This window comes from Enterococcus sp. AMC1623, assembly GCF_058216495.1.
The window spans coordinates 405,868-422,208 of sequence record NZ_CM177096.1; the positions used below are offsets into that span (position 1 = coordinate 405,868).

A 16,341-nucleotide genomic window follows, 5' to 3' on the forward strand; every position below is an offset into this window, starting at 1 on the left:
TTTCTTTATATTACAGTCTCTTTTTTTAGATGTTTAATACTTTATCTAAGAAATCTTTGGTACGTTCATGTTGAGGATGATTGAAGAGTTGTTCTGGAGAACCATCTTCTAGGAAGTTACCGCCATCAATAAACATTACTCGATTGGCTACTTCTTTAGCAAATCCCATTTCATGCGTAACGATGACCATCGTCATTCCTTGTTTGGCTAATTTTTTCATAACGTTTAGTACATCGCCAACCATTTCTGGATCAAGTGCTGAAGTTGGTTCATCAAACAACATAATATCAGGATTCATTGCCAATGCACGAGCAATCGCCACACGTTGTTTTTGACCACCTGATAAATTATCTGGATACATATTTTTCTTATCTGCTAAGCCCACTGTTTCGAGTAATTTAGTAGCTTGTTCTTCCGCTTCTTTTTTTGAAGCGCCTTTCAAATCCATAGGAGCTAAAACAATATTTTCTAGGACAGAAAGATGAGGAAATAAGTTAAAATGTTGGAATACCATTCCGATATGTTGACGTACTTGGTTAATATTAGTTGTTTTATCCATTAAATGTGCACCATCAATGATGATATCGCCGCTTGTAGGCTCTTCTAAGCGGTTTAAACAACGTAAGAATGTAGATTTACCAGAACCAGAAGGACCGATGATACAAACGACGTCACCCTCTTTAATTGAAGTGCTGACATTATTTAAAACAGTATTATCTCCATATTTTTTTACGAGATTTTCAACAAGAATTTTTTCTTTCATCTTAGTTCACCTTCTTTTCTAACACTTTGGCAAATTTCGTTAAAGCAGTAATCACAATCAAGTACATAATAGCAATAATTAAGTAAACATACGTACTTTGCATAGTTCTTGCCACAATAATTTTACCCGTTTGTAATAATTCCACCACACCGATAACAGAAATGATTGTCGTATCTTTTAATGAGATAACAAATTGGTTCACGAAAGAAGGAATCATAATGTGAATTGCTTGTGGTAAAATTATTTTTTGCATCGTACGTAGATAAGAAAGTCCTAAGCTTCGGGAAGCTTCCATTTGCCCTTTAGGCACGGCATTAATACCACCACGAACAATTTCGGCAATATAGGCACTTGCATTGAGCGTTAAGGTAATTACTCCCGCTGCAAAGTCGGGAATTGTAACGCCAATTGCATCAGATAATCCAAAGAAGATAAAGAATGCTAATACCATCATTGGAATACCACGAATAATATCGACATAGATTGAAGCGAAGACACGTAGACCTTTAATTGGTGCTACACTAAATAGTCCAAAAATTACACCTACGACTAATGCTAAAGCAAAAGAAATCAATGCTAAAGCAATTGTTTTGCCAAGTCCTGTTAGTAAGACTTTATAGTTGTTTTTAATTAAACCAGTGAATGTTGATTCGTTCACACTACTTTCAGCTTTTTTGCCATCTTGAATGTAGCGAGAAACAATTTCATCATATTCGCCGGTACGTTTCATTTCAGCTAAGGCCTCGTTGAACATTTCTAATAATTCAGGATTTTGTCCCTTTTTAACTGCAAATCCATATTCACCACCAGATTCACGATCAATTGGCGTTTCTAATTCTTGTCCTTGAGCAATGGCGTAACCAATTACTGGGTAATCATCCATCAAAGCGTCAATTGCACCTACACGAACAGCGTCATATAATTGGTCTGCGGCATCGTAATATTTAAGATTATAGCCGTATTTATCTTTATTTTTTTCTAAGAAATCAGCACTTTCCGTACCAACTTTAGCACCAACCGTTTTGCCATCTAAATCTTCATAAGCAGTAATATCTGTTGTTCCGGTTTTAACCGCTAATTGAATACCACTTTCAAAGTAAGGCTCTGAGAAATCAAATGATTCTTTTCGTTGCTCTGTGATAGACATGCCAGCAATCATGGCGTCAGCTTGATTACCTTCGACTGCCTGGACAGCTCCAGAGAAACCGATGTGGTTAAAACGAATGTTAAATCCTTGCAATTCAGCAGCGCGATTTAATAAATCAACATCGATTCCAATGTATTGATTATTTTCATCTTGGAATTCAAATGGAGCAAAGGCTGAATCACTCGCAATGACATATAAATCTTTTTTAGGTTCGACTTTTTTCATCTCACCAGCATCTGTTTCTTCGCTACCAGAAGTGATGTATTTAGCGACAATTTTGTCGTATTCACCAGATTCTTTCATTTTCTTTAAACCAGCATTGAATTTTTCTAGCAATTCTTTATTTTCACCTTTTTTAACAGCAAAACCGTAAGAATTTCCTTTTTGGGGTTCACCAACTAATTTTAGTTGTTCCCCTTGATTGATTGCATATCCTAAAACAGGAAAGTCATCAAAGATTGCCACGACAGTTCCATTTTTAACAGCACCATATAAACCAGTTGCATCATCCTAGTTTTTGACATCAAACTCATATTTATCTTTGTTGTCTTCTAAAAAAGTTGCACTTTCTGTCCCAACTTTGGCACCGACCGTTTTACCTTTTAAATCATCCAAAGAAGTGGTTTCGTCGTCATCAGCTTTTACAGCCATTTGGATTCCACTGTCAAAATATGGATCTGAGAAATCAAAACTTTTTTTGCGTTCGTCGGTAATACTCATTCCAGCAATCATGGCATCCAGTTGATTTGATTGAACTCCTTGTACAGATGAATCGAACCCAAGAGGGCGCAAGTCAACGTCAAAATCTTGATCATCAGCGATAGCGTTCAACAAATCGATGTCGATCCCAACGTATTCATTTTTTTCGTTTTGAAATTCAAAAGGTGCAAATGTGACATCCGTCCCTATTTTATAAGTTTTTTCAGCAGCGAGTGTTGTCGCGCTTGAAAAAAAGAATAACGTCATCATAAACGAAAATAATGAAATGAATAGAGTTTTTCTTTTCATATTAAATAATTCCTCCTAAGTGTCAGATATTACAAAATTATATATCAAAGCTTTTATAGTAGGCAAGAAAATAGCCGAAATTTGCGAAAAAAATCTTTTCTTCTAACACACAATGTTAGAAATAATCGCATATCATTCTTTTTTTATTGAAAAGTTATAAAAAATAGCGAAAGTATGTTCGCTGTGTTAAAATAATAAAAGTAGACGGTCTTTATATTTAAGACCCTTTAAAGAAGAAAGAGGGCATGCATTTTATGATTGAAAGAGATACTACTCATCATTTTGAATTAGTCTCCAAATATCAACCTGCAGGAGATCAGCCAGAAGCAATTAGAGAATTGACAGAAGGGGTACAAGCAAATAAAAAAGCACAAATTTTGTTAGGTGCGACTGGTACAGGAAAAACATACACCATTTCGAATGTTATTCAAAATGTCAATAAACCTACTTTGATTATTGCTCACAATAAAACTTTAGCAGGACAATTATATGGAGAGTTTAAGGAATTTTTTCCAAACAATGCAGTAGAATATTTTGTTAGTTACTATGATTATTATCAACCAGAAGCGTATGTTCCTTCAAGTGACACTTATATCGAAAAAGATTCAAGTATTAATGATGAAATAGATAAATTACGACATTCTGCAACGAGTGCATTATTAGAACGCAATGATGTGATAGTTGTTGCTTCAGTGTCGTGTATTTTTGGTTTGGGTTCACCTATGGAATATCAAAAACAAGTCGTTTCTTTACGTGTGGGGATGGAAGTTAGTCGTGATGAAATCTTACGTTCGCTAATTGATATTCAATTTGAAAGAAATGATATCGATTTTCAACGTGGTCGTTTTCGTGTAAGAGGAGATGTCGTGGAAATTTTCCCAGCATCACGTGATGAACGAGCATTACGTGTAGAATTTTTTGGAGATGAAATTGATCGGATCCGTGAAGTAGATGCTTTAACTGGAGAAATTTTAGGAGAAACTGAACATGTATCGATTTTCCCAGCAACACACTTTTTAACTGACAGCGAACATATGGAACATGCCATTGCGTCTATTCAAAAAGAATTAGATATGAGATTGGCAATTTTAAAAGAAAATAATCAGCTGTTAGAAGCACAACGTTTAGAACAACGAACAAATTACGACATAGAGATGTTGCGAGAAATGGGCTATACTTCAGGAATTGAAAACTATTCTCGCCATATGGATGGACGAAAAGAAGGCGAACCACCGTACACATTAATCGATTTCTTCCCTGATGATTATCTTATTGTGATTGACGAATCGCATGTAACAATGCCGCAAATTAGGGGCATGTACAATGGCGACCGTGCCAGAAAGCAAATGTTGGTGGATTACGGTTTTCGTTTGCCATCGGCTTTGGATAACCGTCCGTTGCGCCTAGAAGAATTTGAAAAACATGTCAATCAAATTATTTATGTTTCAGCAACTCCAGGACCTTACGAGCATGAACAGACAGATAGTGTTGTTCAACAAATTATTCGTCCTACTGGTTTATTAGATCCCGTCATTGAAGTTCGACCAATTATGGGACAAATTGATGATTTGGTTGGTGAAATTAATGAACGTGTAGAAAAAAATGAACGGGTGTTTGTCACAACTTTAACGAAGAAAATGTCTGAAGATTTAACAGACTATTTCAAAGAATTAGGCATTAAGGTTAAATATCTGCATAGCGATATTAAAACATTAGAACGTACAGAAATTATCCGTGACTTGCGTTTGGGAGAATTTGATGTCTTAGTTGGCATTAACTTACTACGTGAAGGTTTGGATGTTCCAGAGGTTTCGTTAGTAGCCATTTTGGACGCAGACAAAGAAGGATTTCTACGAAGCGAGCGTTCATTAGTTCAAACCATTGGGCGTGCGGCAAGAAATGCAGAAGGGAAAGTAATTATGTATGCAGATAAGATGACTGATTCAATGCAACGAGCAATTGATGAGACATCTCGTCGTCGAAGCATTCAAGAAGCATACAATGTTGAACATGGAATTGTACCAAAAACGATTATTAAAGAAATTCGCGATTTGATTTCTATTTCGAAAGTTGCTGAAGAAGTCGCCGATTATGATGTGAATTCATATGAAGACTTATCAAAAGAAGAAAAAGAATTATTATTATTGAAATTAGAAAAAGAAATGAAAGAAGCTGCGAAAGCGTTGGACTTTGAAAAAGCCGCGACTTTACGCGATACTATATTAGAGTTGAAAGCTTAGTTTAACAGGAGGCAAGTTATGGCGAACGATAAAATCGTGATTCATGGCGCACGTGCGCATAATTTAAAAAATATTGATGTCACTATTCCACGTGACCAATTAGTTGTAGTAACTGGATTATCAGGTTCTGGGAAAAGTTCTTTAGCATTTGATACGCTTTATGCAGAAGGTCAACGACGTTATGTTGAAAGCCTTTCTGCTTATGCGCGTCAATTTTTAGGTCAAATGGATAAACCAGATGTGGATAGCATTGATGGCTTAAGTCCAGCAATTTCAATTGATCAAAAAACGACCAGTAAAAATCCTCGTTCTACCGTCGGAACGGTGACCGAAATTAATGATTATTTACGTCTTTTATATGCACGAATTGGGCATCCAATTTGTCCGAATGATCACACAGAGATTACCAGTCAATCTGTTGAACAAATGGTGGATCAAGTTTTGGAGTTACCTGATCGCAGTAAAATTCAAATTTTAGCACCAATCATTACTCAAAAAAAAGGGCAACATAAACGCGTATTTGAGACGATTCAACGCGAAGGGTATGTACGTATTCGTGTCGATGGCGAAGTGTATGATATTTCTGAAGCACCTGAACTTGAAAAAAATAAAAAACATGATATTGCGATTATTATTGACCGAATTGTAGTGAAAGAAGGCATTCGCTCGCGTTTATTCGATTCTTTTGAAGCCGCATTACGTCTGGCAGAAGGCTATGCAATTGTCGATGTTATCGGGCACGAGGAATTATTATTTAGTGAGCACTATTCTTGTCCTTATTGCGGATTTACAGTGGGGGAATTAGAACCACGCTTGTTCTCATTCAATGCTCCATTTGGCGCATGTGCCGAATGTGATGGGCTAGGAATTAAGTTGGAAGTGGATATTGATCTAGTTGTTCCTGATCAGACAAAGACATTACGCGAAGGTGCATTAGTCCCTTGGAACCCAATTAGTTCGCAATATTATCCACAAATGCTAGAACAGGCTTGTTTAGAATTTTCCATTGATATGGATACACCGTTTGAAGAATTACCTGAAGAACAGCGTGATATTATTTTAAATGGTTCAAACGGAGAATTATTTCATTTCCATTATGAAAATGATTTTGGCGGTGTTCGCGATGTCGAAGTTCCCTTTGAAGGGGTCTTAACGAATATCAAACGCCGTTATCATGAAACAAATAGTGATTTTACTCGAGATCAGATGCGCTTATATATGACCGAGCTTACGTGTAAATCATGTCAAGGGTATCGTTTAAATCCACAGGCATTATCAGTTAAAGTAAATGGAAAGCATATTGGTGAAATTAGCGAATTAGCAATTAATAAAGCTGTGTCTTTTGTGGAAGGGCTGGAGTTAAGTACGCAAGAATCGATGATTGCCCGTCCAATTGTTAAAGAGATTGATGATCGTTTAAGCTTTCTCCAAAATGTCGGGTTGGATTATTTAACCTTAAGTCGCTCGGCAGGAACGTTGTCTGGGGGAGAAGCGCAACGGATTCGTTTAGCTACGCAAATTGGCTCTAATCTATCAGGTGTTTTATACATTCTTGATGAACCTTCCATTGGATTGCATCAACGTGATAATGATCGTTTATTAGATTCTTTAAGAAAAATGCGTGATTTAGGGAATACATTAATTGTCGTAGAACATGATGAGGATACAATGCGGGCCGCTGATTACTTAATTGATGTCGGACCTGGAGCTGGTCATGCAGGTGGAGAAATTGTCGCAGCAGGTACCCCTGCAGAAGTTGCGGCTAATCCTAATTCACTGACTGGACAATATTTATCTGGAGATAGAAAAATTCCTGTTCCAGCAGAGCGTCGTCCATCGAACGGCCAAGCTATTAAAATTACAGGCGCTTCAGAAAATAATCTTAAAAATGTGTCTGTTGAATTTCCATTGGGTCAATTTGTCGCTGTGACCGGTGTTTCTGGTTCGGGAAAATCGACTTTAGTCAATGAAATTTTGAAAAAAGCACTTGCACAAAAAATTAATCGAAATTCAAATAAACCAGGTAAATTCAAGAAAATGACTGGTTATGAAAGTATTGAAAAGATTATTGATATTGACCAAAGTCCGATTGGTCGTACGCCACGTAGTAATCCTGCAACATATACAAGTGTATTTGATGATATCCGTGATTTATTTGCACAAACTAACGAAGCCAAGATTCGTGGTTATAAAAAAGGACGCTTTAGTTTTAATGTAAAAGGTGGTCGCTGTGAAGCTTGTAAAGGTGATGGAATTATCAAGATTGAAATGCATTTCTTACCTGATGTATACGTTCCATGTGAAGTATGCCATGGGAAACGTTATAATTCAGAAACACTAGAAGTCCATTATAAAGGAAAAAATATTTCTGAAATCTTAGATATGACGGTGGAAGATGCAGTTGAATTCTTCAAGCACATTCCAAAAATTCATCGTAAACTTCAAACCATTGTTGATGTTGGTTTAGGTTATGTGACTTTAGGACAACCCGCCACCACTTTATCTGGTGGTGAAGCCCAACGAATGAAATTGGCCAGTGAACTTCATAAGAAATCAAGTGGCAAGAGTTTTTATATCTTAGATGAACCAACAACTGGTCTCCATTCTGATGATATTGCTCGTCTATTAAAAGTATTAGAACGCTTAGTAGATGCAGGAAATACTATTTTAGTCATTGAACACAACTTGGATGTTATTAAGTCTGCGGACCATGTCATTGATTTAGGTCCAGAAGGTGGTGAGGGTGGAGGAACCATTTTAGCAACAGGAACACCTGAAGAAATTGCCCAAGTGAAAGAAAGCTATACAGGAAAATATTTGCAGACGGTTTTAGAAAAAGGTTAAATTTATAGAAAATTCTAATAAAAAGCTTGCTACAGTAGTAGAGGTTGGTTAGAATTAAAGACAGTTGGAATCTTCTTAATGAAATTCCACCTATAAGTTCTATCCGTTCAAATAGAAAAAAAGCGATCAGAAGAAATTCTAGATGGCTTTTTTTCTGTGAATAAAATAATAAAAATTCGCAATGATACGCCCGGAATGATATAATGGAATGTAAACATTGAATTGCACATATATGCAATAGATGAGAGGAGCAAAAAACGATGGTAGAAAGTTTAGAATTAGTTATTATTACAGGAATGAGTGGTGCTGGAAAAACCGTCGCAATCCAAAGTTTCGAAGATATGGGGTATTTCTGTATTGATAATATGCCTCCAAGCTTAATCCCTAAATTCTGGGAATTAATTAAAGAATCTGGAAAAGTGACGAAAATTGCTTTAGTTGTTGATTTACGCTCACGTTCATTCTTTGAAGAAATTCAAAGTATGTTAATAGATATTGAAAATACCGCTTTTATTGATACGCGCGTATTATTTTTAGATGCTTCAGATAATGAATTAGTCTCACGTTATAAAGAAACCCGACGTACGCATCCACTTGCGATGGATGGTTTAGTTACAGAAGGTATTCGTAAAGAACGTGCCATCTTAGAGGATCTAAAGACACGCGCCTCTATTGTTATCGATACAACAAATTTAACACCACGTCAATTACGTGAGAAAATCAATCAAGAATTTCGTCATTCTCAAGATCATGGGTTCCGGATTGAAATGGTTTCGTTTGGGTTTAAATATGGCTTACCAATCGATGCTGATATCGCGATGGATGTCCGTTTTCTACCTAACCCGCATTACATTAGTGAGTTACGCCCATTAACAGGAATGGATACACCAGTGTATGAATATGTAATGTCTTTTGATGAAACAGAAGCGTTTTATCAACAATTTTTGAGTTTATTGAAAACTATTATGCCTGGATATGTGAAAGAAGGAAAAAGCAGTTTAACGATTGCTATTGGCTGTACAGGAGGACAACATCGTTCTGTAGCTTTAACCGAACGTGTTGGAAAAGCTCTATCTGAAGAATATAAAGTAAATATCACGCATCGCGATAAAGATAAACGAAAAGAAACGGTGAATCGCTCATGAAAATGAAAACTTACCGTATCAGAAAACCGAAGATTGTTGTAGTTGGTGGTGGTACTGGTTTACCGGTAATCTTAAAGAGTTTGCGCAATCAAGGTGTAGATATTACAGCAGTTGTGACTGTAGCTGATGATGGTGGAAGTAGTGGCCAATTACGTGATTCAGTAACTACCATGACACCACCGGGCGATTTACGAAACGTTTTGGTAGCTTTATCAGACATGCCCAAACTATATTCGGATATTTTTCAATATCGTTTTAACAAAGAAGATAAATTTCTGGCCAATCACGCTTTGGGAAATTTGATTATAGCCGCAATGTCTGAAATGCGTGGCAGTACGTATGAAGCCGTTCAACTATTAACGAAAATGATGCATGTTGATGCGCGAGTTTATCCTTCTTCTGATGAACCGCTTGTCTTACATGCTGTGTTTAAAGATGGTACCACTGCTGTAGGTGAATCTAAGATTGCTGTAGATCGTAAAACAATCGACCATGTTTATGTTCGTAATCATGCAAATGATGATGAACCTAAAGCAGCACGTAAAGTTGTTACATCTATCTTGGAAGCGGATATGATTGTGTTAGGTCCAGGTAGTTTGTTTACCAGTATTTTACCGAATTTAATGATTTCTGAAATCGGCCGAGCTATTCTTAAAACGACTGCGGAGACGGTCTATATTTGTAATATCATGACGCAAAAAGGAGAGACAGAACATTTTACAGATGCCGATCACGTGCGAGTGTTGCATCAACATTTAAAAGCTCCTTTTGTTGATACTGTCCTAGTAAATACCGAGCCTGTACCAGAAGGATACATGGATACAGAAACGTACGATGAGTATTTAGTACAAGTGAAGCATGATTTTAATGGGCTACGCGAAGAAAATTGCCGTGTTGTCTCTACTGATTTTTTAGAATTAAGAGATAATGGTGTATTTCATGATGGAGAAAAAGTCGTACAAGAGCTACTGCGAATTGTGTATGGCGCAAAAATAAAAAATTAGAGAGAGGAGAAGGATAAGATGTCTTTTGCAGCAGATGTAAAAAAAGAACTGACGAGTTTAGAAGTTCATCGCGAACATGCAAGAGCTGAATTAGCAGCGTTGATTCGTATGAATGGTTCGATTAGTTTATCAAACCAACAAATTATTTTGAATGTTCAAACAGAAAATGCTGCGATTGCTCGTCGAATTTATTCTCTACTCAAAGATCACTATGATGTGCGTAGTGAGTTATTGGTTCGTCGAAAAATGAAATTAAAGAAAAATAACGTCTATATCGTTCGTTTGAAACAAGAAACAAGAGCTGTTTTAGATGATTTAGGAATAATGGACGGATTAATGTTTCATAGTCATGTTTCAGGAGAAATTATGGGGAATGCTCAAAAAATGCGCTCATATTTAAGGGGCGCATTTATGGCGTCTGGTTCTATTAATAATCCAGAGACAAGTCGTTACCATTTAGAGATTTATTCGATTTATGAAGAACACAATCAAGATATTTGTAGTATGTTAAATTATTATGGTTTAAATGCACGTACGCTAGAAAGACGTAATGGATATATTTCGTATCTGAAAGGAGCCGAACATATTGCTGATTTCTTAACATTAATTGGTGCTACAAATTCGATGCTAAAATTTGAAGATGTTCGTATTGTTAGAGATATGCGTAATTCAGTCAATCGGTTAGTGAATTGTGAGACAGCAAATATGAACAAAACTATTGATGCGGCATCAAAACAAATCGAAAATATTCAATATATTGAGGATCGTGTTGGATTACAATCGTTACCGGAAAAATTGCAAGAAATTGCTGAACTACGTTTGGAACACCCTGAAGTGAGCCTTAAAGAATTAGGTGAGATGATTCCTTCAGGTGTGATTTCTAAATCTGGCATTAATCATCGGATTCGTAAAATTAATGAATTTGCGGATCGCTTACGTGAGGATACAAATTAAAAGAATGAAGTAGCTTTGAAACGCCCCTCAAAAGTTAATTTTGAGGGGCGTTTCAGTTAGTTAAACTATTTAATCGATATAACCTATTAGGGTCTCTTGATCAATATTTTCATCAAAAATATGGTCGCCGATAACAATTGTAGGAACAAATTTGATCGTTGCTTGTTCTGTTTCTTCAACTAATTTTTGAGCATATTCTAAATGATTATGTTCGGATAAATGAAGCTCATTTTTAGCAAATTCAGCAACTTCTTCTAAAGATAAATTTCCCCATTGTGCTTGGGTAGCAAAAATTTTCGTTAAATCTGCCAGCGTTTGTTGCGCATGGTCTGTTGTTACGAAACGATGCATCACATTTCCTCGTTGAAGTGATTCTTTTGGTCGGTCGATTAATTTAATAATCCGTTGTATTTTGTTGGCATTCACTGCTTCATTTAAAAGTTCACGAGATTCTTCAAACCATTTTTTACAATACGGGCAACGAACATTAATAAATTCTAATAATTGTTTAGGTGCCAAATCACCAATAAAAATACCATTGTCTTTGTTGGTTTTATTCGCTTTAATCACTGAAATATCCATGGAAATTCCTCCCTTTGAAGTATAGTGTAACGAATTTTTGTGTGATTGAAAAGTCGTCTGTTTTGAATTTACTCGGAAAGTTTTCAAAAATTTTCAAAGAAGAGCTTTTTTTGTCGCCACCAGAAAAAAACCTATGCTATACTAATAGAAGAACGAGTCTTAGAATAAAGGAAGGCTGTTAGTATGAAACTTAATATTGGCGAATTATTTAACTTAGAATATTGGAGACAATTGTTATCTATTGATGTATTTTCATTACCTTTTTTAATAAATGTATTAGACATTATTGTTGTTTGGTATATTGTATATAAATTAATCCAACTGGTGCGTGGGACGAAAGCTATTCAATTATTTAAAGGAGTAGCGATGTTTATCGCAATTCGGTTCTTAGCTGAATTGATTGGATTACACACGTTGTCGTGGTTGATGGATCAAGTAATCACTTATGGAGTGATTGCGGCAATTGTTATTTTTCAACCAGAAATTCGACGAGGATTGGAACATTTAGGTCGGACGACTTTCTTTACACCTTCAAAAAATGAAAGCAATAAAGATGAAGAGATGATTAAAGCTTTTGATAAAGCAATTCAGTATATGTCAAAACGAAAAATTGGGGCATTAATTACGATTGAACGTAATACAGGATTAGAAGAATATATCGAAACGGGAATTCCGTTAGATGCAGATATTACAGGTGAATTATTGATAAATATTTTTATCCCGAATACACCTCTGCATGATGGGGCGGTCATTATACGTGATGGGAAAATTTCTGTTTCATGTGCGTATTTGCCACTGTCAGACAGTGTATTATTGCCAAAAGAATTTGGTACAAGACATCGAGCAGCATTGGGTGTTTCTGAAGTCAGTGATGCGTTAACAATTATTGTTTCGGAAGAGACTGGAAATGTGAGTATTACTTTGAATAACCGACTATATTCAGATTTAAGTCAAGAAGACTATTTAAAAATGTTAAATGAAGCTTTTATCTTGGAAGAAAAACCAAAAGAAAAGAAAAATATTTTTCAGACAATTTTAGATGAATTGAACAGATTGAATAAAGGAGGCAAGTGATGTTTACTAAGCAGAGAAAAAGCAACATCATGTATGGGTTGTTAGCTTTGTTGTTTAGCTTAGTATTATTTTTTAATGCTAATGGATCGAGCCTTCAAAGCAGTTTAATTACACCTAGCGCTTATGAAGAGACGGTGACTGATGTACCAATCCAAACAATCTATGATTCAGACAAATATTTTATTCAAGGATATCAGCCAACTGTCGATGTGAAACTGTCTAGTGTGAATCGCGTACAACTCAATGCTGAAAAAAACGATGATACACGAAATTTTCGCGTAGTAGCTGACTTAACAGATTTAGATGTTGGAACACATGATGTCTTATTGGAAATCCAAGATATGAGTAATAGTGTGACAGGTAAAATTGAATCTAGAATTTTTACAGTCACAATCGAAAAGAAAGTCACGAAAAAATTTCCTGTTGAAATCAATTATTCAGAAGAAAATTTGCAAGATGGCTTTCAATTAGATAAAATAGTTTCTGAGCCAAGTGAAGTAACTGTAACGACGGGTGAACAAACACTGAAAGATATTGCCAAAATTGTAGCTGATGTAGATGCGTTAGAAGATGCAACGAATAATCAAACTATTCAAGCGGCAGTTTATGCTGTAGATAAGAATGGTGAAATTTTACAAACAGAGATTAACCCTCAAACAGTAGATGTTAGTTTACAAGTATCTGTGCCAGAAAAATCGGTTAGTTTATATGCTGCCCAACAAGGAACGCCACCAACAGGCATTTCACATTTTGATTTTTTAGTAAACCCTACACAAGCAATAATTTCTGGATCACAAGAGCTGTTAGATACAATTGAAAGTATTGGTGTTCCTGTAGATGTATCTGATGTGGAAAAAAGTACAAAGAAAGTAGTGACTATTCCAACTGAAGAAGGCGTTGTAGCAACACCGAAACAAGTGACGGTAGAAATCTCACCGGTATTTACAGAAGAAAGTAGTTCAACAAATTCATCGAGTGTCACTACAGAAACTGAAGATAGCCAAGAAGAAACTACAGAAGTGGAACAGTCTGTACCGCAAACTTCTGATGAATCAGTGCCATCTACTGAAGCAATAATTTCTTCAAACGAACCGGAAATGACTTCAAATTTTAGTGAAGAAACAATAGAAGAAAGTACTCGAGAATCATCTTCAGTAATTGAAGAACAAGAGACAATGGGAGAGGAACAATAATTATGGGAAAATATTTTGGTACGGATGGTGTTCGCGGCGAAGCCAATAAAGAATTAACACCAGAGTTAGCATTTAAATTAGGACGTTGTGGCGGTTATGTATTAAGTCAACACGAAACAGGTGATCAACGTCCTCGTGTTCTTGTAGGACGTGACACGCGTATTTCTGGACAACTATTAGAGAGTGCTTTAGTGGCAGGACTCTTGTCAGTTGGGATTGAAGTATTCCAATTGGGAGTTATTTCAACACCAGGCGTAGCGTATTTAACTCGTATTCAAAAAGCTAGTGCCGGAGTTATGATTTCAGCTTCCCACAATCCAGCACAAGACAATGGGATTAAATTCTTTGGAAATGACGGGTTTAAATTAGTCGATGAACAAGAAGCGGAAATTGAAGCGTTGTTAGATGCAGCGGAAGACACTTTACCACGTCCTTCAGCAGAAGGCTTAGGAACGGTAGAAGAATTTCCAGAAGGCTTATTGAAATATTCACAATTTTTGCAACAAACAATTAGTGGCGATTTATCTGGCTTAACTGTTTGTATCGATGCGGCTAACGGAGCAACTGCAACTTCTGTCAACCGTTTGTTCGCTGATTTAGAAACAGATTTCTATACAATGGGCACATCACCAAATGGATTAAATATCAATGATGGCGTTGGCTCTACGCATCCAGAGAAACTTGCAGAATTTGTTGTGGAAAAAGGCGCAGATGCTGGTTTAGCATTTGACGGTGACGGTGATCGCATCATTGCAGTAGATGAACGTGGCCAAATCGTAGACGGAGATAAAATCATGTATATTTGTGCGAAATATTTGGCACAACAAAAACGATTAAAACAAGACACGATTGTCACAACTGTCATGAGTAACTTAGGTTTCCATAAAGCAGTCGAAGAAATCGGCTTAAAAGATGTCATTACACAAGTTGGAGATCGTTATGTTGTCGAAGAAATGCGTAAAAATGATTACAACTTCGGTGGCGAACAATCTGGACATATGGTCTTCTTGGACTTTAATACGACAGGTGATGGGATGTTATCTGGGATTCAATTATTGAGTATCATGAAACAAACAGGCAAAAAACTATCAGAATTAGCTGATGAAGTCACCATTTATCCACAAAAATTAGTGAATATTCGTGTCTCAAATAAAAATGGTGCGATGGACGTCCCTGCAATCAAAGCAGTCATTGATGAAGCCGAAGCAGAAATGAATGGCGAAGGTCGTATTTTGGTTCGACCTTCAGGAACAGAACCATTATTGCGTGTCATGGCTGAAGCGCCAACAGATGAAAAAGTAAATTATTATGTCGATAAGATTGCGGATATTGTACGCAGCGAAATCGGTTTGTAAAAAAACGAGAGAGAAATCGTCCTGATTTTTCTCTCATTTTTTATAAAAAATAGCAAGAAAATTCAGAAATCATTAAGTTTAGTTAAAAGGAGGAAGAAGATGAGCGAAGAATTAACGAAAAAAATACCTGAATTAATTGCCGAGGTTGAAAAGGTTATCTTAGGGAAACGAGAAGTTATCCAATTAACCATCGCTTCTTTATTAGCTGGTGGACATGTTTTATTTGAAGATATTCCAGGAGTAGGAAAAACATTAATGATTAAAACCTTAGCTCAGGCTATTCATGGGAAATTTTCTCGAATTCAATTTACTCCTGATTTATTTCCCAGTGATATTTTAGGGGTCTCTATTTTTAATAGCCAAACCAATCAGTTTGAGTTTCGCCAAGGCCCTATTTTTACTACAGTTTTGTTAGCTGATGAAATTAATCGCACCAGTCCACGTACACAAGCCGCTTTATTAGAAGCAATGTCAGAAGGAAAAGTGACCATTGATAATCAAACGTATACTTTGTCGCCCCATTTTTTTGTTTTAGCGACTCAAAATCCGATTGAATATGAGGGAACTTATCCATTACCCGAAGCGCAACTTGATCGCTTTTTATTTCGTTTAAAAATAGGTTATCCGTCTTTTCAAGATGAGTTAACTTTAATGACTGGTAAACAGCAAGAGCCGAATATCCGTCGTATTTTGACAGAACAAGAAGTGGATGACTTGAAAGCATTAGTCGATACTGTTTTCATTCAAGAAAATGTTGCAAAATATGCGTTGCAATTAATTCAAGCGAGTCGTAATCATCAAGGTGTGACATTAGGAGTTAGCCCGCGAGGAAGTGTCGCTTTTATTCGTGGAGCGAAAGCATATGCCTTAACGGAAGGCCGGCAATATGTCATTCCTGAAGACTTGCAAAAGATTTTACCAGCTGTTTTTGGTCATCGCATTCAATTAAAAAATCGAAACAGTGAAGAAGAAAGAATCGCGATATTACAGCAAATTATTGAACGTGTTCCGGTACCTATTCGGAGGTGAGTG

General features: G+C 36.4%; 11 protein-coding genes and 1 pseudogene. 9 read left to right on the forward strand and 3 right to left on the reverse strand.

Annotated features, from left to right (window positions below):
• Window positions 1-25: 25 nt before the first annotated feature.
• Both AC4BC7_RS02080 and AC4BC7_RS02085 read right to left on the reverse strand, forming a co-directional pair.
• Window positions 26-763, reverse strand: a complete 738-nt coding sequence (locus AC4BC7_RS02080; RefSeq protein ID WP_490503687.1) for an amino acid ABC transporter ATP-binding protein — start codon at window positions 761-763, stop codon at window positions 26-28.
• Between the two features lies 1 nt (window position 764).
• Window positions 765-2,918, reverse strand: a pseudogene (locus tag AC4BC7_RS02085) (amino acid ABC transporter substrate-binding protein/permease).
• 254 nt (window positions 2,919-3,172) lie between these two features.
• Between AC4BC7_RS02085 and uvrB the strand changes: the two are divergent.
• From uvrB to whiA, 5 genes are all read left to right on the forward strand, one after another.
• Complete coding sequence (uvrB, locus tag AC4BC7_RS02090; RefSeq protein WP_207940270.1) at window positions 3,173-5,158, forward strand: excinuclease ABC subunit UvrB; 1,986 nt, start codon at window positions 3,173-3,175, stop codon at window positions 5,156-5,158.
• A gap of 18 nt (window positions 5,159-5,176) precedes the next feature.
• Entirely contained in the window at window positions 5,177-8,002 is a 2,826-nt protein-coding gene (uvrA, locus tag AC4BC7_RS02095; protein ID WP_490503689.1) for an excinuclease ABC subunit UvrA, read from the forward strand.
• A gap of 260 nt (window positions 8,003-8,262) precedes the next feature.
• The gene (rapZ, locus tag AC4BC7_RS02100; RefSeq protein WP_490503690.1) at window positions 8,263-9,147 is read left to right on the forward strand and encodes an RNase adapter RapZ; all 885 of its coding nucleotides are present in this window, start codon (window positions 8,263-8,265) and stop codon (window positions 9,145-9,147) included.
• On the forward strand, window positions 9,144-10,151 hold the full coding sequence (locus tag AC4BC7_RS02105; RefSeq protein ID WP_207940273.1) for a gluconeogenesis factor YvcK family protein: 1,008 nt from the start codon (window positions 9,144-9,146) through the stop codon (window positions 10,149-10,151). The genes rapZ and AC4BC7_RS02105 overlap by 4 nt, the downstream gene beginning before the upstream one ends.
• Before the next feature lie 18 nt (window positions 10,152-10,169).
• Complete coding sequence (gene whiA, locus AC4BC7_RS02110; protein ID WP_207940274.1) at window positions 10,170-11,105, forward strand: DNA-binding protein WhiA; 936 nt, start codon at window positions 10,170-10,172, stop codon at window positions 11,103-11,105.
• Window positions 11,106-11,174: 69 nt separating this feature from the next.
• Here the strand turns inward: whiA and AC4BC7_RS02115 are convergent, their stop codons facing one another.
• A complete protein-coding gene (locus AC4BC7_RS02115) occupies window positions 11,175-11,687 on the reverse strand; it encodes a thioredoxin domain-containing protein (RefSeq protein ID WP_490503691.1) in 513 nt (170 codons plus the stop codon).
• Between the two features lie 183 nt (window positions 11,688-11,870).
• Between AC4BC7_RS02115 and cdaA the strand changes: the two genes are divergently transcribed.
• The 4 genes from cdaA to AC4BC7_RS02135 all read left to right on the forward strand — a co-directional run bounded on the left by cdaA (window position 11,871) and on the right by AC4BC7_RS02135 (window position 16,338).
• Window positions 11,871-12,761, forward strand: a complete 891-nt coding sequence (gene cdaA / locus AC4BC7_RS02120) for a diadenylate cyclase CdaA (protein WP_207940276.1) — start codon at window positions 11,871-11,873, stop codon at window positions 12,759-12,761.
• A complete protein-coding gene (locus AC4BC7_RS02125) occupies window positions 12,761-13,954 on the forward strand; it encodes a CdaR family protein (RefSeq protein WP_207940277.1) in 1,194 nt (397 codons plus the stop codon). Before cdaA ends, AC4BC7_RS02125 begins: the two co-directional genes overlap by 1 nt.
• A gap of 2 nt (window positions 13,955-13,956) precedes the next feature.
• The gene (gene glmM / locus AC4BC7_RS02130; protein ID WP_207940278.1) at window positions 13,957-15,309 is read left to right on the forward strand and encodes a phosphoglucosamine mutase; all 1,353 of its coding nucleotides are present in this window, start codon (window positions 13,957-13,959) and stop codon (window positions 15,307-15,309) included.
• Between the two features lie 99 nt (window positions 15,310-15,408).
• Window positions 15,409-16,338 carry an AAA family ATPase gene (locus tag AC4BC7_RS02135; RefSeq protein ID WP_207940279.1) on the forward strand — a complete coding sequence of 310 codons (930 nt, stop codon included), beginning with the start codon at window positions 15,409-15,411 and terminating at the stop codon, window positions 16,336-16,338.
• Window positions 16,339-16,341 lie beyond the last annotated feature (3 nt).

Excerpts from the sequence above, each read along its gene's own strand:
- AC4BC7_RS02125 (WP_207940277.1), top strand. The coding sequence starts at position 12,761 with ATGTTTACTAAGCAGAGAAAAAGCAACATCATGTATGGGTTGTTAGCT.
- cdaA (WP_207940276.1), top strand. The coding sequence starts at position 11,871 with ATGAAACTTAATATTGGCGAATTATTTAACTTAGAATATTGGAGACAA.
- uvrA (WP_490503689.1), top strand. The coding sequence starts at position 5,177 with ATGGCGAACGATAAAATCGTGATTCATGGCGCACGTGCGCATAATTTA.
- AC4BC7_RS02135 (WP_207940279.1), top strand. The coding sequence starts at position 15,409 with ATGAGCGAAGAATTAACGAAAAAAATACCTGAATTAATTGCCGAGGTT.
- AC4BC7_RS02080 (WP_490503687.1), bottom strand. The coding sequence starts at position 763 with ATGAAAGAAAAAATTCTTGTTGAAAATCTCGTAAAAAAATATGGAGAT.
- uvrB (WP_207940270.1), top strand. The coding sequence starts at position 3,173 with ATGATTGAAAGAGATACTACTCATCATTTTGAATTAGTCTCCAAATAT.
- AC4BC7_RS02115 (WP_490503691.1), bottom strand. The coding sequence starts at position 11,687 with ATGGATATTTCAGTGATTAAAGCGAATAAAACCAACAAAGACAATGGT.
- rapZ (WP_490503690.1), top strand. The coding sequence starts at position 8,263 with ATGGTAGAAAGTTTAGAATTAGTTATTATTACAGGAATGAGTGGTGCT.
- AC4BC7_RS02105 (WP_207940273.1), top strand. The coding sequence starts at position 9,144 with ATGAAAATGAAAACTTACCGTATCAGAAAACCGAAGATTGTTGTAGTT.
- glmM (WP_207940278.1), top strand. The coding sequence starts at position 13,957 with ATGGGAAAATATTTTGGTACGGATGGTGTTCGCGGCGAAGCCAATAAA.
- whiA (WP_207940274.1), top strand. The coding sequence starts at position 10,170 with ATGTCTTTTGCAGCAGATGTAAAAAAAGAACTGACGAGTTTAGAAGTT.